We start from the raw sequence: 23,344 nt of genomic DNA on the forward strand, positions 1-23,344 counted from the left end.
GATGAAAAATCAATGTTGCGCGAAGCTTCTGCATCACACACTGGAAAAATCCGGAAATTCCATCATTTGTGACGGTTGTCCGAATGGTCGGGGATATACTAGCCGAGATACAGTTAGAAATATACAATTACTATATGATATTGATATTGAATTGTCAAATTATGTCGAAGATTCGTGTTGGTATGGCTCGAGTGAGTGAAACTGTCTTGCGACCGGCTCCTTTCAGATAGTGTCCCATGCTTCGGTGCATTGGCGCGCGACGGCCGAATACGTTGAGTGAATCGTTTCGGATGGCAGCGATTATTGCCTCGCCGTCGACTTCTTTGTCTTTGTTGAATCGCATCTCTGTGTACGCGCGTCCGAGTGTTAACACAGAGTGTGCATCGCTTCCGGCAACGCCCGGATAGTCACGACGCGCTGCAAAGGTACGGGCTCGACGGTTTCGAAAACCAGTGACCAACCACGCGTTATACACCTCGATTGCATCACAGTCGGTGAGGTGTCGCCGTTTCACTCCGTGACGCATCCGTTGGAATGGGTGAGGCACGACAGCCACCCCACCTCGATCGCGGATTGCCTGAACAGTGTCCTCGAACGGTCGTCCCGGTTCGGGCATTGTCTCGATACCTAATCCGAGGAGATGTCCCTCTTGTGTGGATATTTCGACGCCGGGGATTCCGATCATACCATAGGACGGTGCGAGTGCCGCTGCCCGAAGCGACGCCTCAATCGTATCGTGATCCGTAATCGAAATGGCGTCTAGTCCGATCTCACTTGCGTGTTTTAGAATACGGTTGACCGTTTCACAACCATCGTATGAGGCCCGAGAATGTACATGTGGATCGAACCGAATCGTCACTGCCTCGTCCAACATGAATAACGCTTTCCGGCCACAACGTAAGTACTTGCTTGCCACCTTATGAGAATTACTTGTGGTAATACACAAGAAGATGAATCGATTAGTTATAAGTATTTGAGTGTCCGTCTTGGTATCAATTGCATGAAACCGATCTCTAGGACCACTATTCGTGGCGTATTTGCCACTCTTATTGTGGTTTCAATGCTTAGCTTGGGATATTCTTACGTGACATCTGCTTCGGGAACGGAGGCTACGTACGCGAACGTAAGTGGACAGCAGGTTGACCAACGAGGAAACATCACCGTCATTTCGACGGATTCGAACTCGTGGCTCGGAAGCGCATCGAAGGGCCCGCGGTCAAAAGCCGAACTCGTCGCATTCGCCCCCAACGGAAGTGTTCTTTATTACAACAGTAGCCATACACGCTACTGGGATGTCGATCCCATCGAAAAGTCCAACTCTGCCTCTCGTTCTGGCTCTGGTGAGACGGTCGAGTACTTGTACTCTGATCACATGAATGCCTCGCAGTGTCCGGATTTTCTTAGCAAGGATTACTGGCAATCGAACGAGTATGCCAACAGCGTCCCCTATGCGCAGTGGCAGGAATACACTCGTTCACACAGCGGGGACGGTGCTTGTACTCGCAACGGAATCGTTCAGACAAATCTAAAAACGGGTGAGACGAAAAATATTTACAGTGAGATAACGCCGGGGAAACACTCAACTCGATGGCACGACGGTGACCGAATCAACGCTACTCACTACGCAGTCGCGGATATCTTCCTCGATCGGACGTACATTGTCAACACTGAAACGAGCAATATCACGTGGCAGTGGAACGCTCAATCTGACTATGACCCGGCTACGACTGGTCGTGAGTATCCAATCGATTGGACGCACATCAATGATGTCGAGGTGCTCCCCGACGGACGGATTATGGCCGATCTGAGAAATCACAATTCGATCGTCTTTCTCGATCCAACCAAGCCATCAGATCAGGCACTGGATGAGGACTGGACGATCGGTCAGACGGACAATCACTCGATTCTCTACGAACAGCACAATCCGGATTACATCCCCCGCTCAAACGGTGGACCGGCAGTGACAATTGGTGATTCGGAGAACAACCGTGTTATCGAATACCAGCGCAGCAATGGAACGTGGACACGAACGTGGGAATGGAAAGACGCTCACATTCAGTGGCCCCGCGACGCTGACCGACTTCCGAACGGCAACACTCTCATCACAGATTCCAACGGTGATCGTGTGCTTGAGATCAATCGATGGGGGGAGATCGTTTGGGCTGTCGACATTGCCTTCCCCTATGAAGCTGAACGACTTCCAGGCGATGAAAGTGCTGGTGGGACAAGCACGAGTGCGGCTGGAATCAATTCGAATGCGAACGGTCCGATCGAACAGGTATGGCTCGGGATCAAGGATGCGCTCGCTGGTCCGATGTTCTCTGCCACACAGTATATTCTCCCACAGTGGATGGGCTTTCTCGAATTTGGGGTGGCGGTCTTCGGATTGATAATGGCTCTCTCATGGGGAGTCGTGGAGGCGTGGTGGCTGTCGACCCCGATTCGAGAACGTATTATTCACTCAATCCGCTCTCCCTGAATACCATCTCCGAATCGTCCTCTGCGTGAATCCTCACGTTTGGTGGAGATGTTCGCAGTCTCCTGCGTGGATGCGTACGTTTCCGTCGTTGGTTTCGATTACCAATGCACCAGGAGATTCGATATCGGTGGCTTGGCCGATGACATCTCCGCGTGGCGTTTGTGCTCGGACGCGTCGACCGAGCGTAATCGCGTTATCGCGCCACGCGGGAAGTATAGCGTCCGTGTTGTTTCGGAGAGCATCAAACTCTTCAAGGAGCCGTTGGACGAATATTCGGGTCTCGATAGCGTTTCGTTCGGTCGCTTCTGTTTTGTCTGCCTGATCGTTTCGCAGTCCAACTGCTCCATCGATGTTCGGATCGTCGACGTTCACACCGATACCAACGACGAGCCACGCGACCTGCCCGGCCTCTCCTTGCATCTCTGTCAAGATGCCTGCTAGCTTGCGCTCGTCGTTTTCGTTCACTACCAGTACATCGTTGGGCCACTTGATTCGGGCGTCGATACCGGTTTCTCGGGCTGCTCGTGTCGTCGCAACTGCGGCAGCGAGGGTGTACAGCGGTGACTCCGCTGGCGAAAGATCGGGTTGACAGACGATACTCAAGTAGACACCTCCAGGCGGTGATTCCCACTCTCGGTTGCGTCGTCCCCGGCCAGCTGTTTGAGCACTGGCGACGACGACGCTGTCTGTCGCACCATTCGCAGCGAGTGTCCGTGCGCGAGCGTTCGTGCTGTCAATCACTTTGTGATACTCAATCTCGAAGGGAGCATCGAGACCGAGCTCTAATGCCGCCCCGCTCATCTCTGGAATTTCAATCAATCGATATCCGCTGTCGTCGCTCTCGATTACGAATCCTTCTTCGCGGAGCGCCTCGACGTGTTTCCAAACCGCCGCCCGCGAGATAGCGAACTCGTCTGCGAGCCTCGGTCCCGAGACGGGACCATCCGCAAGCGCCCCAAGGACACGTTGTCGGGTTTGCTTCATGGTTCCCATAGCGTGTGTGCCCTCTTCAGCGTTCAGAAGAAGCCGCCGTGGACATTCTGGTCTGTCTTCTCACAGCGGAACAGAGATGCTAGCGCTCTCTCACTTATTCGCTAACGGTGTGGTTTTCGGGTCCTGAAACCACGACCCGACCGATCCACCAGAGTCCGACTGCGAATCAGGTCTGAAAACGTCATCGAGTGTTGTTTCGTCTGTGAGATCAATCCTCGACAGCTGCAGTTGCTCGGTATACTCGTCGCCGAATACGTCCTCGTATACGAATTCGAACGAGAGTTCGACGGCTTCGACACCATCCTCGTAGAACACGCGCATCGCATCCGACAATCGACACGTGACGGTGTGTTTTTGATTGTTCTCTAGTATACTTTCGGATACATCTACCAGCACGTTCGTTTCGAAACTGAGTTCATCAGCGTGGGCTGGTACACGCGGCGATCGTTGCCACCGATCTGCCCGTGTGAGTGGACAGATCGCGCGGCCGCCACTGACGGAGTATCCATCGGGTGCGCCAATCAGTTCTATCTCTGAACGTACTGTGCAGTTTATCGCCGCTCCAAATGACGGATTCGTAACGTCGAATCGGATCACGTCTGCCCCACTATCCCGATCAGTGGTTCGGAGACGGTCGATCTCGGGGGCAGGGGTATAGAGCGCACGCAGGGCACGCTGTTGCTCTACGAGCACGTTGACTCCGCTTTCGAGGGACGCTGTTTGTTTCTGTAATGCTTCGAGTTCCCCAGACCGCAGTGTGCTCTGCTCTTTGAGTGTGGCAAGTCCGTTTTCGAGCGCCGTGCTCTGGCGGACGTAGACGACAACCACACCACTAGTCAGTAAGAGACCTGTTATGACTGCCATAATGGCGAGTGCATCGCTGCGAGGAGCGAGACCCTGACTGCTTAGTACAGTGATGTATCCGAACGCAACGACGCCGGCTCCGCCGGCAAAACCAACAGCCATCGCAATAATGGCCACAATCGGATGCCGAGACACGAACGTGGACTGCGGCATCAATCGAGAACTACTCGAATCAGTTATAGCACCCATCGTACGTGGTAGTTTTCCAATGTGATCCAGATAAAAGGCGTCGGTTCGCTATCCAATGATGAATAATTTATATGTGGTCGGTTGTGTATACTCTAAAACGCTCAGCGCATCACGGATCTGAGCTCGTGTGTCAATCAATCAATAACAATGAGCGGATCGCCCATGTCGACACTTTGGCTTTCTTGAATTGGAATTTCGACGACGGTGCCGCTGTGACTCGCAACAATATCGTTTTCCATTTTCATCGCTTCAAGCACACAGAGCACGTCCCCAGCGTCGACTTCGTCTCCTTCATCGACGTTCACCGAGAGGATCGTCCCTTGCATTTCGGCGGTGATCTGCTCACCTTCCGTGGTGACACTCCCACTGCTATTTCCGCTCGACCCTCCACGTTTCGTACCACCCGAAGAGGATGACGACGGTCGTGGGTTGTGCTGATTGGAGCCGTTCGTCGGAAGTGGTGGTGCACCACGCTCTTCGAGGTTCACTTCGAAGCGTTTACCGTTAACTTCGACCGTAAACTCGCGTTCGACGACGTCTTCGTCGTCTCCGTTTTCCGTGTTCACTATTTCCGGACCCCACCGCTCCTGAGCAGCATCAATACGCTCAGGATCTAAGCCTTCATCAAGGTACTTGGTGTTGTGACGGCCCTCAAGGAACGTCTCGTCGGTGAGCATCAAGCGATGGAACGGGATGATCGTCGGGAATCCTTGAATATCGTAGTCGGCGAGTGCGCGTTTCCCGCGCGCGATGCACTCCGTGCGGTCCTCACCGAAGGTGATGAGCTTCGCGATCATCGAGTCGTAGTCAGTGACGAGGGCGTCGTCCTGACGCTGGGCGTCGTCGACGCGGACGCCAATACCACCTGGAGGATCATAGACATCGAGCGTGCCGCCTGTTGCGGGTGCAAAGTCGTTGGCGGCGTTCTCGGCATTGATCCGGAACTCCATCGCGTGGCCTTCAAGTTGGATGTCGTCCTGCGCGACGGTCAGCTCCTCGCCGGCGGCGATCCGTATCTGCCACTTTACGATGTCGATGTCTGTGAGCTGTTCGGTGACGGTGTGTTCGACCTGAATACGCGTGTTCACTTCGAGGAAGTAGTAGTCTGTGTCCTCGCCGAGTAGTCCGTCATCGTTGCGGTTTGTATCCTCGACGATGAACTCGAAGGTGCCTGCGTTGTAGTAGTCGGCGGTAGCAGCGCCCCGGCGGGCGGCCTCGCTGATCTGCTCGCGGAGGTCATCGGTCAGCGCAGGCGACGGCCCCTCCTCGATGAGTTTCTGCCGGCGTCGCTGGAGCGAACAGTCCCGCTCGCCGAGATGGCGGACGTTGCTGTGCTTATCGGCGAGGATTTGGATCTCGATGTGGCGTGCGTTGTCGAGAAACCGTTCCAGATAGACCGAGTCATTCGAAAAGTAGGCTTCTCCTTCGCGTTTGGCAGATTCGAGCTGCTCTTCTGCCTCGTCGGGCTCGTTGACAATCTTGATTCCGCGACCGCCACCACCCCCCTCGGCCTTGATAGCGACTGGGTAGCCGTGTTCTTCGCCGAACTCGTGTATCTCTTCAGGGTCGGTGACTGGTTCGGTCGTTCCCGGAACAATCGGTACGTCTGCAGCCTCCATAACCGAGCGCGCTTTCGTCTTCTCACCCAACTGCTCCATCGACTCGCTGGACGGGCCGACCCACGTGATGTCTTCTGTCGCTTCGACGCGCGCAGCAAACTCGGCGTTCTCGGCGAGAAATCCATATCCTGGGTGAATGGCGTCCGCATCAGCGCGGATGGCGGCTTCGATGATTGCCTCTTGATCCAGATACGATTCGGCTGCGCGGGCTGGCCCGACGTTGTACGCCTCGTCCGCGTATCGGACGTGGCCTGCGTCTTTGTCTGCTTCACTGTAGATAGCGACAGTCCCGATTCCGAGTTCCTCGCACGCGCGCATCACTCGCACGGCGATCTCTCCTCGGTTCGCAACCAATACCTTCTCGAACATGGCTGTCTCTATCAGGAGTTCGCCTATAAAGGTACAGGAACGCTCTTTTCGACGGACTGAGACCTCCAGTTCGATTCAAAGTCCTACAACGATACATCCATGATGCTATACCACCTTACGCGACGGTTTCGATCCGACGATGCATGTGTGGTACGGGTGTTTAGCCGGGAATTAGTCACGGATAGGTCGACAACACGCAACAACGGTCAATTTCTCAATAACGTACAGGACGGCGAAAGGCAGCAGACGACAGCCAGGACTACGATTCGTCCGGGTTCGATATTGAGGAACGATTTGCACGAACAGAAAGTTCGTTTCGAATATGGAAAGCGTAGCGACGCTGGGGTGAACAACCTAAATGTTTCTGGGTTATGATTCTCATCTCGGACACAGCTGTCTTCATTGGGAATTCGACAAACGAAGGAATCCTACGAACCGATCGCAGCGGAGTCAGTACCGATCTCGTCGTCCTACCGATGCCCACGCATCGGTGGGCGCAGAGAGTGGTATTCGCCCTCCTGTCAGGCGCTGTTGTTCGAGCCGATTCGCAAACGCCCACCGCTTGCCAGTCCACGACTTCGATTCATCATTTGTATTGATGAGCGCTGCCCGTTCTTCGGCTCGGAGATGAATCGAGATGGCAGCGGCAATGACAGCTGCCTCTTCGCCACTAGCAGTCTCCGGAATGATGGTATCGTAGCTCGTCACAGCGGAATGTTGCCGTGTTTTCTGGAAGGATGATCCGTTCGCTTACTCCGCAACATCTGGAGGTCCTTGATCAGCCGACGCCGGGTTTCTGGTGGTTCGAGCACATCGTCGAGAAAGCCCTGATCCGCGGCGGTGTACGGGTTGGCGAACGCATCGCGGTACTCGTCGATCAGTTCCTGTCTGCGTTCCTCTACGTCGTCTGCTGTTTTGAGCTCGTTGTCGTATAGGATGTTCACTGCTCCTTGTGGACCCATTACGGCAATCTCGGCGGTCGGCCACGCGTAATTTACGTCCGCTCCGATGTGCTTTGACGCCATCACGTCGTAAGCACCTCCGTAGGCCTTCCGAGTGATGACCGTGAGTAGTGGCACGGTTGCTTCAGAGTACGCATACAGGAGCTTCGCGCCGTGTTTGATGATCCCACCGTGCTCCTGATCTGTGCCAGGCATGAACCCCGGTACGTCCACAAGCGTCAGGATCGGGATGTTGAAGGCATCGCAAAAGCGGACGAACCGCGATCCCTTCAGACTCGCGTCGATATCGAGCGTGCCCGCGTTCGCCCGCGGTTGATTTCCAACGATTCCGATACTGTGTCCGTCGAGGCGCGCGAACCCAACCACGATATTCCGGGCAAAACTCTCAGCGACCTCGAAAAACGAATCGGAGTCAACGATACGATCGATGACGTTCGTCATGTCGTAGGGTTTCTGTGGTTTATCGGGAACGATATCCGTTAGCTCCGCATCAGCGCGTTCGGGATCGTCCCACGGTTCGACGCGTGGGGGATCCTCGACGTTGTTCTGTGGAAGATACGAGAGCAACCGCCGGATGTCATCCAGTGCTTCTTTTTCTGCGCTTTCGGAGAAGTGAGCAACGCCGCTTTCGCTTGCGTGCGTCTGTGCGCCACCAAGCTCTTCGAATCCGACTTCTTCACCGGTGACTGTCTTAATGACTTGCGGGCCGGTGATGAACATGTGACTCGTATCTTGCACCATAAATATGAAATCCGTGATGGCTGGCGAGTAAACCGCACCGCCAGCACACGGACCCATAATGGCTGAGATCTGTGGGACGACGCCGCTCGCGAGCTGGTTTCGGTGGAAAATGTCCGCGTATCCCGCAAGAGAGTTGACGCCTTCTTGAATGCGTGCACCCGCCGAGTCGTTGAGGCCAATGATCGGCGCTCCGACCTCCATCGCCCGGTCCATCACCTTACAGACCTTCTCGGCGAACACCTCGCCGAGTGAACCGCCGAACACCGTAAAATCGTGAGCGAACACGAACACCGTGCTGCCATTGACCTCCCCGTAGCCGGTGACAACGCCGTCGCCCGGTATTTTCGTCTCCTCCATATCGAAGTTGTGGCACTCGTGGGTGCGGAGCTGATCGAACTCCTCGAACGTCCCTTCATCGAGGAAGTATTCGAGGCGCTCGCGGGCGGTCATCTTTCCTTTCTCGTGTTGGGACTCGATGCGCTCCTCTCCGCCGCCAAGTCGAGCGCGCGCTTTCCGCTCGCGCAACGCCTCGATCTTTTCGTCCATGGTCATTGCTTGACGTGGATTTTACCACGCCAAGCAAAAGGATACCGAACCAAGAAGCTACACACGATCCAAATGGATGTAAAGTTCATTGTTAACCATGGTAAATTCTATCGAATCGGGTGAGATTTAACGACGGCAGTAGATACGAAGTGTGTGGAGAACGTAACCGACCGTACGAGTAACCCGTTCGGGATGTCCCCCCCCTGTGAACGGTTCGTCCCCGGCTATGGTGACGCCAACGCCAATTTTCACGTCATCGGCGATCATCCGAAAATCCATGGAGGGAGTGAGACTGGCGTCCCCTTCACTAACGATGCCGGTATGCGTCTCCAGCGCGCGCTCGCCACAGCAGGCTTGATCGACCAGCCAGACGAAAACACCCCTGCGATGCACGAGACTTTCTTTTCGTATATACACATGTGCGTTCCCGAAGGAGTTGGTCCTCCGACAGAACGCGCATACCTCGACATGGAACGGTTTTTCGATGCAGAACTCCGAGCTATCGCGGCCCATGTTCTACTGCCGGTCGGTATGAAAGCGACGCAACACGTAATCGAGACGTACACTGCTCTTCCAGTGGACGTGGATACTCCTACGGATATGGACGAACGACACGCGACGGAAATTCGCGGTAGTGGCTTCCTTGTGTATCCTATTCTCGACCCGAGTGAATGGCAGTCTGAGGACAGAGCGAATGACAGCCACAACGGAGCGGAAGAACAGCTTGTGCAGGCGCTTTTCGACCTCCAGGCGACCGATTATTACCAGGAAGTAGATCTCGGACGATTCCTTCCGAACGACGAACCGTATCACGTTCGGTAGTTTACCTCTATTTGGCCTTTAGCAGTCGTGCCCCAGGGCGCCTAATCAGTACACTTTGATAGCATTCAGAGAACAGTGGTGACTGCTCATGACAGAGACTGCCTTTGCACATGACTGATTGCAATTAAGATTGGATGTCTCCGGTTGAGCGATCATAAGAACGGACGGGTCGCCGCCGCGGTGAGACAACTGATAGCGAACCATCCGACGAAGTTCCACCACGGAACTCCACGCAAGCGGGGCCCCGGAAGGTCATCAGTGTACGTCCAGTGCCCGTCATTTACTCCGTGGTGATCTGTGAAGATATCGTAAATGGTGGCGAGTGCACCAGTCACGGCGACTGACGTCCAACCATCGGTTACGAGGAGCGCAATTCGGAATACGATATATATCGTTCCTGTCCAGCCGAACAGTACATAAAGTGGGACTCCGGCAACCTTCGGGCCAATATGGTGTTTCAGCCACCCGAGATTGATGACGAATGCCTCGGCGATGAAAGCCGCGAGCGCACCCCCACCAAACAACACAAGTATCGGGTCTACTCGCCACGTCAATACGGCGTGAGCAAGCGCAACGACACCGACCACGACAGTGGTTCCGGCTAAAACGCGACCACTCGGCATACAATCTGACCTTATTGTGCCATCATAAAGGCTGTTACTCGAGGAGACTACTCACGGTGGATTCATCGAAGAGTGACCAGAGGACACGAGAGCCATTTGCTATACACATCGCTCCTATTTGATACACGATTCCGTTCAGGAGTTGTGGGTTTTAACAGAGGATATCTACTGCAAAACTGTTTTACAGTCCGTTCAGCGGAGTCCGGGTGGGATGATGAAGTAGCCCGTATCTGGGGTAAAGAACAGGTCCCAAATGTTCAGCCCGAACACCAAGATGACCGCGATGAGAACGAACGTGCGGAGCGACCACAGCCAAATTGGCGCAAACGAGTCTCCTCCGTTCATTCCTTTTTTGAGCTCATCGATAGCGTCGTGACCCATGATCCAGCCGACGAAAACGACGACGAGCAACAGCGTGGTTGGGAGGAACAGCGTAACTCCGATTCCGTCGAACCAACCGAGCCACTCGGTGTCTATTGCCGATGGGAGGCCGAGGAGGAAGACCACGACTCCAAGACCGAGGGTCGCGTGCATGCGAGGAATCTCGAACTCGTCCACGAGGTAGGCAACCGGCGCTTCGAGAAGGCTGATCGCCGATGAGAGCGCTGCGATGAGAACGATGAAGAAAAAGACCACACCAAGGAGCTGACCGATGAGCATCGGGAAGTCAGAGAGTGCTGTTGGGATCGCTACGAAAACAGCCCCTGCGCCGCCACCTTCTGGAACGACGCCCTGACCAAGCGTGAGACCACCGGCGAATAGCAACGGAATCACGACGAGTCCAGCGAGGACGCCGATAAACGTGTTCGTGACTGCAATCGAAAGCCCGTCTGCTCCGAGACTATCGTCTTTTCCGAGATACGAGGCGTACGTGATCATTACGCTGAACCCGACCGAAAGCGAGAACAGCGCCTGTCCCGTTGCTGCGGGAATAATTGTCGTAGCGTTCGCGGTGATCGTTCCGAACTCCGGATTGAGGAGGAATCCGTACCCTTCTTGGGCTTCTGGGAGTGTGAACGTGTACACCGCAAGACCGAGCAAGAGAACGACAATGCTCGGGACCATGAACTTCGTTGCGAGCTCGATGCCACGCTCAATGCCAAACGCGACGATGGTGATGGTGAGCACCATGAACAGCGCGTGCGCTATGATTGCTTGTGAGCCCGCCGAAACAACGCCGAAATAGGACTGGGGATCTGCAAGTGCGTTACCGGTGATGTTTCCGAGGACGTACCGTAGCACCCAGCCACCGACGACACTGTAGTACGATAGTGTCCAAAAGCTCGCAATAACGCCGATCGCACCGATGAACCGCCATTGTGGTTTGTTAATCTGACGGAATGCTCCGATAGCGTCCATCTGTGCGCGCCGTCCGATGACGAACTCCGCGAGAAGTGCTGGTATGCCGATAACAACTACTGCAATGAGGTATACGATGAGAAACGCTCCTCCACCCGACTCGGCAGCGAGGAATGGGAACCGCCAAATGTTCCCGAGACCGACTGCACTGCCGACAGCTGCTAGTATGAATCCAAGTCTTGTCGTCCACGCCTCTCGTTCTGCCATTGATATGCTCTCCCGTATGAACGAGCCCTTATAAAGGCGGCGATACTTGCCATTGATAATACCATCAAAACATCAGTTATTGAGGTTGTAGACATCGTCCGAGTGTAGCGTTTTGGTACACACTGATCTCATTTTCTGAGATATCATCTGTAAATTAGAACGGTGGAAGGTATCATTTAGCACAGACGCATCTCGATGATAGGGTTTAGGGCAATCGGTCTGCGAGGTCGGATAACGGATTCGACGTTCTATGCTTCACCGTACACCGGAATCGCTGCCCCACTTGTGGCGCTCGCGCTGTTGCTACAGAGGAACGCAACAACAGTGGCGATATCAGCGGGATCGACCCACGCTTCGTGATCACTGTCGGGCATCATCTCGCGGTTCATCGGTGTGTCGATAACGCTGGGCATGACTGCGTTTGCGCGAACGACGCCTTTGTTTTCGGCGGCAATGGTTTCAGTGAGGAGCCTAACACCTGCCTTCGATGCGCGATAGGGACCGTCACCTTCACCGCCTTCGAGTGACGATCGGGACGAGACTGATACAATGGCTCCTCCGGAGTCTTGAAGGTGTGGCAAAGCGTGTTTCGAAGCGAGAAACATCGTTTTGAGGTTCACGTCGAAGAGAGTCTCGAACGTGTCTACACTGGTGTCTTCGATTGGATCGCCTCCGCGCCACGTGCCCGCAATGTTACAGAGTGCATCGATACGGTCGTGATCGCTGACGACCTCGCGGGTGACGCGCTCAACGCTTTGTTCGTCCGTGAAATCTCCCTTGTAGAAGTGGACTGCTTCGTGGTTCGGATCGAGAAGCGCACTTTCGTCGTCCGGTTCGACGATGTCGGTCGCACAAACGGTTGCTCCCATCTCCGCGAATTGTTCGACAATTGCGCTCCCAAGTGCCCCGCTCGCGCCTGTTAGTATCACTACTTGACCGTCGTAATCAATGTCTAACGGATCGGCCATGCAATTATTGACGTGGGATAGTTGGATAAATCTAGTGACAGGTGAGGATGAACTCCGGTCCGTTGGAATGTATCGGTTCAGGACTCACGAATGAGCTTATCAGATGTTTCGTTTTATTGTGTGCATCGAACGATTCAGTTCGATGGTCTGCTCAGTATACGATGTACAACAGCGCGTACACGACGACACCGAGAGTGAACGAAATAAGCCAGAGTGGGGCCGCGATACGAGCGATACGCCGGTGATTAGTCGAGTAAATCTCGTCAATAGGTCGAGTAGCCGCGAGCAAGAGAACATAGTACAAAAGCGGGACACAAACAATTGCGAGAAGAATGTGAATTGCGAGCAGCGGCAGGTAGAAGTACGTCTTGAGGAGTGCAGGACCGGGAAATGGCGTCGGCCCTTCGAGAATCACACGGTAGAGATACAGCACGAGGAAGATGACGAACAGGACAAAACTCACTATCATCGCGCGACGATGTTTCTCGATAGATCCCGCTTTGATGTAGTACCAGCCCGCACAAATTGTCACGATAGCAGTGAGACTGATCACTGCGTTGAGGTGTGGAATAACTGTAATAAGTGCATCAACGTGAGGGAAGACAGACGGCGGGATAACGCGGAGGGCGGCACCAAACACGAGCGCGAGCGAGATTACTGTAAGCAGCCCCGTTACTGCAGGAACGTTGTCCTTGATCTGTAGCTGCATACGTGAAAGCAGACGTGCCACTGCCTTGCGCGTATCGTTCTGAAATGATTGGAGTGGTTCGAATTGAGCCGCGTTGAAATGCGACTGATTCTAACTTCTCCCGAGAATTCCGTATTGCCTGCTCTAACAATGTCTCTAACCGTCGAATACCTCTCCGCAGTTTCCGCACATCCAAACACCTTGTGCTTTGACGACGCTTCCGCTTCCGCACTTTGGACACTTGTTAGATCTAGTCATACTTGGTTGATAGTTATCCCCTTTGTACTAAAAGATTGAGGTGACCGAATCGTGTGTCTAAGCCAATGCAAATCTTCATCTTGTTCAACAGGAACGAGGGTTGACATTACATCATCGATATCGACGAATACGTATCTCCCATCTCCTCCAACCAAGACTTCAAACGGCATGTTCCCTCTGTCCTCAAACGGCGTCGGTGAGTCCACTGTTCGCTCCAGATGGCTCATATGCTCATCTGTATCGATCGGAACGAGGGCTGTCGCCTTACCCATGGAGTTTAGATGTAAGAACAGGCGATCATCGGGACCCTCCAATATCTCGATTGTAGTCATTGTTGGATCACTTATCATGGTCTATCAAAAAACTTGCCCCTCTATTTGACTTTATACATGGGTTGTAAAAACGTTAAATATATTGTAGTAGCATCATATATACTTCTGACATTTCTATCATCAGAGAACCAACACAAAGGTTGGTTCGGTACGACGCCGTCCGGTTGTCCACAGTCGATTCATGACGATGTCGTTCGCACGCCCGGTCATTCGAGATAAGGGGATCAGACCGACGCGATAGCCGCATCTGGGCAGATCATATTTTTCACCATCTTGCGCTGCGTTCGGATATTCCCATCCTCGTGACTCATGAGATCTGACGATCGAGAACGTTCTCACCACAAACGCATTTCGCTGTATTCCGCTCAATCATCTAGACAGCACGTTCACTGGTGGGATTCTATAGATCCCACTAGTTGTCACGAATGAAAGTAGGAGTAGGAAACTGTAGTGCGTGGGACCGGATTTGAACCGGCGGACCTCTACAGGACAGCGCCCTCAACGCTGCGCCGTTGGCCTGGCTTGGCTACCCACGCACGTTGTGTCGTACGCATCTACCTGTATTCCGTTGGGTAATAAAAGCCCTTCCTTTTCGCTGTTCCATGCCGACCGTTCGCAGTGCCCTCGCCCCATGCGGATATTTCAGTGGGAGAACGACGGTGTATTGACCTGAGTACAGATCGTTTTACACCGTATCGAGTTCTGTCATTACTCGTTTCCGACGCGGATAACCTGCAATAATGAGTGGACAGGGACACCTTCGAGTTCCTCAACTCCACGTTTGTCGACGAGAACGACACAGGCGATCGGTTCACCGCCACGGTCGCGGACAGCGTTGATCGTCTCCGTCATGGTTGTCCCACTGGTGACGATGTCGTCGACGATGTAGCACCCTCGATCGCGGATAGTTGCGAAGTTTCGCGAAAACGTTCCTTCAAGATCCTCAATGTCACCCTCTTCCCACTGGTGTTTGCGTGGTGTGTACGTGCTGAGATCTGTATCAAGTTCGCGTGCGATCGACGTCGCAAGCGGTATGCCCGCTTTTTCGATACCGACGGTGAGATCTACGCCGTTTCCCTCCTTCGAGAGGAGATCAGCCATCGCCGCGCCCGCGTACGATAATCGAAGGCTATCGCGGCCGAAGGCGCTCCAGTCGACGTGAATATCGTGTGGACCGCCGATCTGTTTGGTTGCTGTTGGTGTTGCCTCATCGACTCCGCTGCGTTCGATAAGCCAACTCGCGGTCTCTCGTGAGACATTCAGTTCGTCGGCGATCTCCCCTTTGGAGAGTCCGCCTTGGGCGAGTTCCGCTGCGCTCTCGATCAAGTCGTCAACGTTCTTCATGTGTGTCGAATTCCACGGCAGTTGTTATTGGCCTTTCGCAGCGTCTATCTACCCGTCTTGGTTTCGGACGAACGTCACCGGACAAGGAGCGTTTAACATCACTTCCTGTGCGGTGCTTCCGAAGACAGCCTTCCCTGTTGGCGAGCGCTTTCGCCCACCGACGACGACGAGATCGGCGTCGGTGTCCGTAGCGAGCGAGACGATGGCCTCTCCATGAGGACCGACCGATCCACGAATCGAATGATCGATACTTGCTTTTGAGAGGTTGTTACCGAGTGACCGAATCGTTGCGTGTCGCATCGCCACCTCATCAGGAGCGACCGTCCCATCCGGATCATAATCAAGCTGCTCGACAACAGTCTCGAACTCATCTGACGTGAATACGTGCGCGAGGGCGACATCCGAATCGGCTGGACCAGCAATATCTGCGACAGTTTCGGCGAGTTCCTCGATGCGCTTCTCGTCTCCTGTACCGACTGCGAGCAGGATGGTGTCGAGTGCCATACCTTACCGCTTTGCTATCTCGTGATAAATGTGTCGGTGGTGCAACTCGTCTGTGTTCGTAACCGATGGATGATGATTACAATATTGATCAGCTGGGATTCACCAGAATCTATCGAGTGGTGGATTACTATGATGGTGACCGAACGAGCTATGAACACACTGAGAAGCCACTACAACGGCGAGGGAGACTTTAACAACTGACGTTGTAAATCAATAAGTATATATGGATTCACCCGCCGGATAGTAACGATGTCTAAAGATCACACACCCAATAAGACGAGGCAGAGAGTGCCTCGTCGCCGGTTCATGAAGGCAGTGGGTGCGTCCGGTGTCGCTGTGGGGCTTGCTGGTTGTATCTACGGTGACGATAGTGGCGGTGGTGGAACCACTCTCAAAATTGCCTCCGATTCTGACCTAAAAGACGTTCAGGGCAAACTCAACAACTGGCTCCACAACGCTGGATTATCGAAGGATATCACGATCGAAGTTCTCGCTGGATCGAGTATTACGGACCAGCGCCAACAAAAGTACACCCAGTGGCTCTCCTCAAATAGAGAAGAGCCGGCGCTGTTGATGACCGACAGTGGATGGTCGATTCCGTTCATTGCCCGTGGACAGCTCCTCAACCTGAGTGAGAATATGTCCAAAACGGCGAAGATGGTCAAAAACGAGTACTTCGAGGCGAGCGTCAACACCGCACTTGATGAAAACGGCAATCTCTTTGCGGTGCCGTTGTACCCAGACTTCCCGACGATGCTGTACCGGAAGGATCTCGTCAAAAAGGCCGGGTACGATCCCGAGGGTGAGAACTGGGCCACGAAGTCGATGACGTGGAAGCGGTTCTCGAAGATCACGAAGGAGGTGATGAATCAAAACAGCATGAAGTATGGGTATACGTTCCAGTTCAAATCCTACGAAGGACTTTCGTGCTGTGACTTCAACGAATTTATCTCCAGTTACGGTGGCGCGTACTTCGGCCCGCTAAAGAATCTCTTTGGCCCGGTTGGCGACCGTCCCATCACGGTCGATGAAAAACCCGTGGTCGATGCGCTTCGAATGCTCCGAACGTTCATTTACGGAAATAACGATCCACACGCTTTGAACGGCATCACTGGAGGGATTGCTCCGACGGCAGTCCTGCAGTGGGCAGAAGATCCATCACTCCAGCCATTCACGAACGGCAACGCAGTCATGCACCGTAACTGGCCGTACGCCATCAACACCGCCGGAGCAGAGGACAAGCTCGGAAAGGATCTCGGTGTGATGCCAATCCCATACGGTGTCGAAAAGAGCAAGGCAAAATACAAAGGGACGGGTGGACCAGTTGCAGCTCTCGGCGGATGGCACGTTGCTATCAACCCGAACACACCGGAGACAGAAGCGGCCAAAGAGGTAGTGCGGACAATGACAAAAGAGGACGTCCAGTTTAAGCTCTTCCAAGAAATCGGATGGCTGCCACCGCGTCCCTCGTCGCTCGATTCGAAGCGCGCCAAGGAAGTGCCCGTCATGGGTCGGTATCTCGACCAGCTACGGATCGCCGGCAAAAACGCGATTCCGCGTCCAGTGACGGTTGCGTGGCCCCAAGAGTCGTCTAAGATCGCACAACAAGCCAACAGTGCGGTCGGAGAGAACGGGAACCCGCAAAAGGCGATGACTAATTTGAAATCACAGCTTAAAGATATCGAAAACAGTAGTAAAAAGAACTAATACATGGCAACCGAATCCGAGACGCAAGGAAGCATCCCGCGAGACAGCGGGAAGGGAGGCCCATACAGGGCTGGAGTTCGTTGGGTCGAAAACCTAGGGGATGCCGCATTCGCGTACTTGCTGTTGCTGCCGGTGTTTCTGCTGTTGGGTGTCATCGCGTTCTGGCCACTCCTCCGGACGTTCGAGATGTCATTGCACGCGGATGCTCTCCGTTCGGCAGAGGCAGTCGGGGCGTTTGTGGGATTACAGAACTACACCGAGTTGCTGACAGGCCAACGAAGATCAAATCTCATCAGGCCATTCATCCCATCGGTAGCGATCAACGGCGCATTTCCTTTTATTCACGTCCGAAATCCATTCACAACCGCACTCACCGCAACCTTCATTTTCACGATCGTGAGTGTCTTCTTCGAGACCATCATCGGGTTTGGTCAGGCGCTCGTGCTCGATCAGGATTTCCGCGGGCGGCGATGGGTGCGCGTGGCCATCATCATCCCGTGGGCAGTGCCGATCGTCATCCAAGGGATGATCTTTTTCCTGATGTTCCAACCGAACGTCGGATTTCTGGTCGGCGGTCCCGGTAACCAGACGTTCCTCCAGCAGCTCGGTGTGTTCTCGTCCACACCACTTTCGACGCCGAGAGACTCGATGCTCATCGTTATCGTCGCGGATATCTGGAAAACGTCCGCGTTCATGGCACTTCTCATCCTCGCAGGACTCCAGAGCATCGATCGCTCGTTGTACGACGTGGCGAAAGTGTCTGGCGCGTCGAAGTGGCAACAGTTCAAGATGATAACGCTCCCCTTGGTGTTCCCGACTGTAATGGTCGCGATGTTGTTCCGTACCATCGCAGCACTCAGAATCTACGGACTCATCGAGACCGTGTCCACCTGCAATACCGTTCCGTCGCTGTCGTGTCTCGTTGTGAAGTCATTCGGACAGCGCGCCTACGGCACATCTGCTGCCGTCGCGTTCATAACGGCAGCCATCATTGGGGTCTTCGTGACGGTGTACATCGTCAACTTCGCCCGAAGCGATATGGGGGGAGTCTGAGATGGCGACTGAAACTCAGGACGACCCCGACGCCGGTCCACTCACGCGCTGGGTGCAAAGCGCGATACAGCGTCCAGAAAATGTCTATAAGTCCCTGTTCTACGTCGTGACGGGATTCTTCCTCATCACGACGCTGTTCCCGTTCTACTGGCTACTCGTGCTGGCGTTGACGCCGCTCGATAAGCTATCGAACTTCGGATTTCCGCCTGTCCCGCACGGATTCAACGTCGAAGCGTTCGCTACCATCTTCCAGCAAGTGCCGTTTCACTTGTTCATGTTCAACAGCTTCGTGCTCGCTATCCTAACGACGATCTTCGTGTTAGTGATCGCAAGTCTGGCGGGGTACGTCTTCGGACGACTGGAGTTCCCCGGTCGAGTACCACTCATGCTGTTGATCCTCGCCATCTCGTATTTCCCACCGGCAGCCTTCTTGCTGCCATTGTTCCAGCTCTTTACGGGTAATGTAGAGATGGTACTCTTCGGGATGACGATCAAGAGTCCTGTTCTATACAACACCCCGTGGTCGATGACGCTGCCGTTCAGCGCACTGTTCCTGCCGCTGTCGATCTTCATCTTGACGACGTTCTACGGCCAGATCCCTGATGGATTGGAAGACGCCGCCCGCATCGAAGGAACGACGCGGATCGGCGCGCTCTTCAGGGTAATCATACCGCTATCGGCACCAGGCGTGGCGACGGCTGGTGTGCTGACATTCATCTCAGTGTACAACGAGTTCTTCTTCTCGTTCTTGATGAACAGCGGTGCTGCGACGGATTGGGCACCATTGGTGGGAGGTATTCTGTCCTTCCAGACCCAGTATCAGCAATTGTTCAACCTGATGGCTGCTGCGAGTATCGTCGGTGTTCTTCCCGCCGTGATACTGGTAGTCGTCGCACAGGAACGAATCGTGAGCGGACTGACAGCGGGAGCACTTAAAGAGTGAATACAATGGGAAACGTCAACCTCAATGCAATCACGAAGCGGTACGGAGACGTAACGGCAGTCGATGACATGAACCTCGATATCGAGGACGGAGAATTCGTCACGTTGGTCGGCCCATCCGGTTGTGGGAAATCAACGACGCTCGAAACCATTTCCGGATTGACGCTCCCGTCCGACGGGACGATCACAATCGCTGGTCACGACGTAACGAATCTCCCACCGAAAGACCGCGGGATTGCCATGGTCTTTCAGAACATCGCGCTGTTCCCCCACATGAACGTCTACGACAACATCTCGTTCGGTCTTCGTCTCCGCGATTTCGAGACCGAAGAGATCGACAAACGGGTGAACAGGGCGGTTGATATCGTCCAACTCGAAGGTATGCTCGAACGGATGCCAGATGAACTGTCCGGGGGACAGCGCCAACGCGTGGCGATCGCACGCGCCATCGTGCGCGAACCCGAGGTGTTCCTGATGGACGAACCGCTTGCGAATTTGGACGCGAAACTCCGAGTTCACATGCGGACTGAACTGCAACGCCTCCACAAGGAGTTGGATACGACGATCATCTACGTCACACACGACCAAGCAGAGGCGATGACCATGAGCGATCGTATCGCTGTCATCGATGGTGGTGAACTCCAACAGATCGATCCCCCACTCGTGTGCTATAATGAGCCTGCGAATCTCTTCGTTGCCGGATTCATCGGATCACCATCGATGAACGTTATCGACGGAGAGGTAAGCAACGATCAATTCCACAGTGATGGATTTGATCTGTCGATCGACTCGGCGACACTCGGTTCCGGACCGACGCAGTCGCTGACGGTTGGGATCCGTCCAGAGGACATTTACTTCGCCGAACAAGCGCAAGGCGTGACACACCCATCAGCAGAAATTCAGGCCAGAACAGACGTGCTTGAGCCGATGGGTGATGAAATATTCGTCTATCTCGTGCTCAATGACGACGACTCTGAGATGACAATGAGCCAAGACCGGAGTGATCAGTTGCTGATGAGCGTCGCTCCGGACACGGATATTGGGACAGACGAATCGGTTCGCGTCGTCCTCGATCGCTCTCGAATCCATCTCTTCGATACCGCAAGCGGCGATGCGATTCAACACGGACTCACAGAGCCAAAAAGCCCCGCGGGGGCAGAAGCCGAAGCAGAAGGAGACGATTAAAATGGTCGCAGACTCCCTTCTCGTCTATTTCGGTGCCGGGACACTGCTGTTCTTCTTCTGGGCGTATGGGATAGTCTCTTTTGCTTTGGATATGAAAAATAAGATCATACCGAGTGTAAAACAGTATCGGCGCGGTCGTCGCCGGCTCGCAGAGGAGAAGCAACAGGAACAAGAGCGCAAAAAAGACGAACAACAACTTTACTAAACCAAGTTAATTCATATCAGGAAAATAACGTTACGGTTACACATAGCAATACACATCAAGTTGCGGGACACACTATTACACAATGAACACACAGGATCCTCTCTCTATCGGTATCGTCGGTCTCGGCAATATCGGGCGGTATCACGCAGAACAGCTCACATCCCTCATGGGGAGTTTCGATATTGAACTCAGTGGCGGGATGGACATCGCACCAACGGCACGCGATCGGTTTGAGAGCTCCTTCGGTGTTCCGACGTACGAAGACCACGAGAAGCTGTACGAAACTGTCGATTCGGTCATCATTACGACGCCGAACCGGTATCACGAGGAGTACGCCGTCTCTGCGCTCGAATCAGACATAAACGTCCTCATCGAGAAACCGATCGCACACACAATCGAAAGTGCGGACCGAGTTGCCACGGCTGCAGCGGCCTCAGATGGCGTCTGCATGATCGGGTTCCACAACCGATTTGCAAGTCCAGTGCAGGTGCTCAAACAGTACCAGCAACAGGCTCGATTCGGCGACGTCCACCACATCGAAGCGAAGTATATCCGTCGTCGTGGTGTTCCGGGTCGAGGAACGTGGTTTACCGAAGAGGCAGCATCAGGCGGTGGGGCTCTTATCGACATCGGCGCACACGCGATCGATCTTGCGTTGTATATTCTTGACTTCCCGCAAGTCACTGAAGTCTCTGGTGTAACGCGCTCTATCTTCGGCGGGCGGCCGGACTACACTCACCTGGAAATGTGGGGCCGGAGTGGTGAGGGCCCATTCAATGTGGACGATTCTGCGAGTGCATTCATCCGCTGTGCTGACGGTTCGACTATATCACTCGATGTCGCATGGGCGGCCAATCGACCTCCAAACAACGAATTCGTGGTTCAAGGGAACGACGCGGGCGCTCGCCTCGACCTCTCCGATGGAGACCTAACTATCTTCGAGTCGTCTTCAGCAGGAGCACCGCACTTTTCTGATTCCGAAGTCAGGACTCGTGATGACGATCCCCATCGAATCGAGCAGCAACGGTTCATCCAAGCCAGCAGAGCCTCGGAGGCACCAACTGTCAACACAGTTGAGCAGGCACTCACCGTCCAGCGCGTGATGGACGCAACGTACCGATCGAACGAACGCGGTCGAGCCGTGAAGATCGACTCTGAACCCCTCCCGACTGTAGACTGAGCCCCTGTTTCCGTCTGATACCTTCTCGCGTGGATGCTGTGATTCATGTTTGGAGAAGCGCTGCCAGTCTCTGTGGTTTTTCCGAACGTTTCTCTTCTCGGGTGAGCTTCTGCTGTGAGTGGATTGATGGAGGATGGGTGTTGGAAGATCACTCCGGAGAGTGTTCGGCACGAAAAGCAGCAACGTTCTCTCGTTCTGGGAGTGCCGTCATCGCTCCCGGTTCCGTAGTTGTCAGTGCAGCAACTGCGTTTGCAAATTCGAGGAGCTCAATCGGCGACTGTTCACCAGACGCACGTGCAGCAAGAAAGCCCGTGAGGAACGCATCACCCGCACCGGTCGAATCGACCGGATCAACAGCGTATCCCGGATGAGTGACTGTTGTCTCTCCCCACGGAGCGTCAGCACTCGATACCAGCATCGCTCCTTTGGAACCGAGCGTCAGCAATACCGTGTGTGGTCCATCCGAAGAACCACAGACGGTTCGTGCGAGCGTCTCAGCATCCGTGCTATCGAATCCTGCCTCGTGGAGATCATCCGGTGTTGCCTTGAGAACGTCCGTGTATTGCAGTGCGCTCTCGATAGTCTGATCGAACCCCATGTCCGATCCCTGCCACAGCTCTGGGCGGGCGTTCGGATCGAACACGACAGTACATCCAGATTCGTATGCGCGCCGTGCGAGATCGAGCGTCGCAGTTCGAGCTGGTTCCGATGCGAGCGCGACACCACCGATGACGACCCACTCAACAGCCGCGAGCGCATCGTCCGAAACGCGGCCAACTTCGAGGCGCGTGTCTGCGGTTCCATCGCGATAGAACGTGAACGACCGATCAGCGCTCTCATCGTGTGAGACGAATGCGAGCGTCGTTTTCGCGGTTGAATCGCGTTCGATGAATCGGTCTGGTATGTCGTTCGATGCGAGGACAGCAGCGAGGTAGTCACCCATCGGATCCGAGCCGATCCGTGTCCAAAACCACGGATCTTCTCCGAGACGAGCGAGACCAACCGCGAGGTTCGCTGGAGCACCTCCTGCTCGGCGAGAAAACGTCTCGACGCACTCCAAGGAGCCGACCGTTTCGGGGAGAAAATCGATCAACGTTTCACCAGAAACGAGAATCCGTCGCGTCATGAATGATCGATCTATGGCAATCGATAAAACACCGCTGTATGTGTATCGGAAGGATGGTGTCCCTTCGATCGTAGTGTGA

22 protein-coding genes and 1 tRNA gene are annotated in these 23,344 nt (G+C 54.2%); 8 read left to right on the forward strand and 15 right to left on the reverse strand.

From position 1 onward, the window contains the following. Window positions 1–154: 154 nt before the first annotated feature. Window positions 155–874: a CehA/McbA family metallohydrolase gene (locus MW898_RS03105; RefSeq protein ID WP_248904471.1), complete on the reverse strand. Its 720-nt coding sequence runs from the start codon at window positions 872–874 to the stop codon at window positions 155–157. A gap of 210 nt (window positions 875–1,084) precedes the next feature. Between MW898_RS03105 and MW898_RS03110 the strand changes: the two genes are divergently transcribed. After that, window positions 1,085–2,479, forward strand: a complete 1,395-nt coding sequence (locus tag MW898_RS03110) for an aryl-sulfate sulfotransferase (protein ID WP_248904472.1) — start codon at window positions 1,085–1,087, stop codon at window positions 2,477–2,479. Between the two features lie 33 nt (window positions 2,480–2,512). On the opposite strand, the gene MW898_RS03115 is transcribed toward MW898_RS03110, so the two are convergent. The 5 genes from MW898_RS03115 to MW898_RS03135 all read right to left on the reverse strand — a co-directional run bounded on the left by MW898_RS03115 (window position 2,513) and on the right by MW898_RS03135 (window position 8,768). Next, entirely contained in the window at window positions 2,513–3,463 is a 951-nt protein-coding gene (locus tag MW898_RS03115; RefSeq protein WP_248904473.1) for a biotin--[acetyl-CoA-carboxylase] ligase, read from the reverse strand. Window positions 3,464–3,562: 99 nt separating this feature from the next. Next, window positions 3,563–4,489 (reverse strand): hypothetical protein, encoded by a 927-nt coding sequence (locus MW898_RS03120; RefSeq protein ID WP_248904476.1) that lies wholly within the window; start codon window positions 4,487–4,489, stop codon window positions 3,563–3,565. Window positions 4,490–4,659: 170 nt separating this feature from the next. Further along, on the reverse strand, window positions 4,660–6,513 hold the full coding sequence (locus MW898_RS03125) for an acetyl-CoA carboxylase biotin carboxylase subunit (protein ID WP_248904478.1): 1,854 nt from the start codon (window positions 6,511–6,513) through the stop codon (window positions 4,660–4,662). Window positions 6,514–6,963: 450 nt separating this feature from the next. Beyond that, window positions 6,964–7,221 carry a DUF8022 family protein gene (locus tag MW898_RS03130; protein WP_248904480.1) on the reverse strand — a complete coding sequence of 86 codons (258 nt, stop codon included), beginning with the start codon at window positions 7,219–7,221 and terminating at the stop codon, window positions 6,964–6,966. Then, window positions 7,218–8,768, reverse strand: coding sequence for an acyl-CoA carboxylase subunit beta (locus MW898_RS03135; protein ID WP_248904481.1), 1,551 nt, complete (start codon window positions 8,766–8,768; stop codon window positions 7,218–7,220). Before MW898_RS03135 ends, MW898_RS03130 begins: the two co-directional genes overlap by 4 nt. A gap of 147 nt (window positions 8,769–8,915) precedes the next feature. Here MW898_RS03135 and MW898_RS03140 point away from each other — a divergent pair, with 147 nt between their 5' ends. Further along, window positions 8,916–9,584, forward strand: a complete 669-nt coding sequence (locus MW898_RS03140) for a uracil-DNA glycosylase family protein (RefSeq protein WP_248904483.1) — start codon at window positions 8,916–8,918, stop codon at window positions 9,582–9,584. A gap of 152 nt (window positions 9,585–9,736) precedes the next feature. On the opposite strand, the gene MW898_RS03145 is transcribed toward MW898_RS03140, so the two are convergent. The 8 genes from MW898_RS03145 to MW898_RS03180 form a co-directional block, all read right to left on the reverse strand. Next, the gene (locus tag MW898_RS03145) at window positions 9,737–10,207 is read right to left on the reverse strand and encodes a carotenoid biosynthesis protein (protein ID WP_248904484.1); all 471 of its coding nucleotides are present in this window, start codon (window positions 10,205–10,207) and stop codon (window positions 9,737–9,739) included. Between the two features lie 192 nt (window positions 10,208–10,399). After that, the gene (locus MW898_RS03150; protein ID WP_248904485.1) at window positions 10,400–11,773 is read right to left on the reverse strand and encodes a sodium-dependent transporter; all 1,374 of its coding nucleotides are present in this window, start codon (window positions 11,771–11,773) and stop codon (window positions 10,400–10,402) included. 248 nt (window positions 11,774–12,021) lie between these two features. Next, entirely contained in the window at window positions 12,022–12,741 is a 720-nt protein-coding gene (locus tag MW898_RS03155) for an SDR family oxidoreductase (protein ID WP_248904486.1), read from the reverse strand. 151 nt (window positions 12,742–12,892) lie between these two features. Next, window positions 12,893–13,450 (reverse strand): DUF420 domain-containing protein, encoded by a 558-nt coding sequence (locus tag MW898_RS03160; RefSeq protein WP_248904487.1) that lies wholly within the window; start codon window positions 13,448–13,450, stop codon window positions 12,893–12,895. Window positions 13,451–13,683: 233 nt separating this feature from the next. Next, the gene (locus MW898_RS03165; RefSeq protein ID WP_248904488.1) at window positions 13,684–14,019 is read right to left on the reverse strand and encodes a hypothetical protein; all 336 of its coding nucleotides are present in this window, start codon (window positions 14,017–14,019) and stop codon (window positions 13,684–13,686) included. A gap of 451 nt (window positions 14,020–14,470) precedes the next feature. Next, window positions 14,471–14,555, reverse strand: a tRNA-Leu gene (locus MW898_RS03170). A 172-nt stretch (window positions 14,556–14,727) separates the two neighbouring features. Beyond that, on the reverse strand, window positions 14,728–15,363 hold the full coding sequence (gene gfcR / locus MW898_RS03175) for a transcriptional regulator GfcR (protein ID WP_248904489.1): 636 nt from the start codon (window positions 15,361–15,363) through the stop codon (window positions 14,728–14,730). Between the two features lie 48 nt (window positions 15,364–15,411). Continuing rightward, window positions 15,412–15,867 (reverse strand): universal stress protein, encoded by a 456-nt coding sequence (locus tag MW898_RS03180; protein ID WP_248904491.1) that lies wholly within the window; start codon window positions 15,865–15,867, stop codon window positions 15,412–15,414. A gap of 306 nt (window positions 15,868–16,173) precedes the next feature. Between MW898_RS03180 and MW898_RS03185 the strand changes: the two genes are divergently transcribed. From MW898_RS03185 to MW898_RS03210, 6 genes are all read left to right on the forward strand, one after another. Next, window positions 16,174–17,574, forward strand: coding sequence for an extracellular solute-binding protein (locus MW898_RS03185; RefSeq protein WP_264555262.1), 1,401 nt, complete (start codon window positions 16,174–16,176; stop codon window positions 17,572–17,574). A gap of 3 nt (window positions 17,575–17,577) precedes the next feature. Next, window positions 17,578–18,627: a carbohydrate ABC transporter permease gene (locus MW898_RS03190; RefSeq protein ID WP_248904495.1), complete on the forward strand. Its 1,050-nt coding sequence runs from the start codon at window positions 17,578–17,580 to the stop codon at window positions 18,625–18,627. Window position 18,628: 1 nt separating this feature from the next. Continuing rightward, window positions 18,629–19,570: a carbohydrate ABC transporter permease gene (locus tag MW898_RS03195; protein ID WP_248904497.1), complete on the forward strand. Its 942-nt coding sequence runs from the start codon at window positions 18,629–18,631 to the stop codon at window positions 19,568–19,570. A 5-nt stretch (window positions 19,571–19,575) separates the two neighbouring features. Beyond that, window positions 19,576–20,754 carry an ABC transporter ATP-binding protein gene (locus MW898_RS03200; RefSeq protein WP_248904499.1) on the forward strand — a complete coding sequence of 393 codons (1,179 nt, stop codon included), beginning with the start codon at window positions 19,576–19,578 and terminating at the stop codon, window positions 20,752–20,754. A 1-nt stretch (window position 20,755) separates the two neighbouring features. Further along, window positions 20,756–20,959: a DUF8005 family protein gene (locus tag MW898_RS03205; RefSeq protein WP_248904501.1), complete on the forward strand. Its 204-nt coding sequence runs from the start codon at window positions 20,756–20,758 to the stop codon at window positions 20,957–20,959. Between the two features lie 82 nt (window positions 20,960–21,041). Next, window positions 21,042–22,139: a Gfo/Idh/MocA family protein gene (locus MW898_RS03210; RefSeq protein ID WP_248904502.1), complete on the forward strand. Its 1,098-nt coding sequence runs from the start codon at window positions 21,042–21,044 to the stop codon at window positions 22,137–22,139. A gap of 148 nt (window positions 22,140–22,287) precedes the next feature. Here MW898_RS03210 and MW898_RS03215 read toward each other — a convergent pair whose 3' ends face one another. Further along, window positions 22,288–23,265 (reverse strand): carbohydrate kinase family protein, encoded by a 978-nt coding sequence (locus tag MW898_RS03215; RefSeq protein WP_248904503.1) that lies wholly within the window; start codon window positions 23,263–23,265, stop codon window positions 22,288–22,290. Between the last annotated feature and the right edge of the window lie 79 nt (window positions 23,266–23,344).

Source organism: Halocatena marina, from assembly GCF_023276375.1.
GTDB classification, from domain to species: Archaea; Halobacteriota; Halobacteria; order Halobacteriales; family Haloarculaceae; genus Halocatena; species Halocatena marina.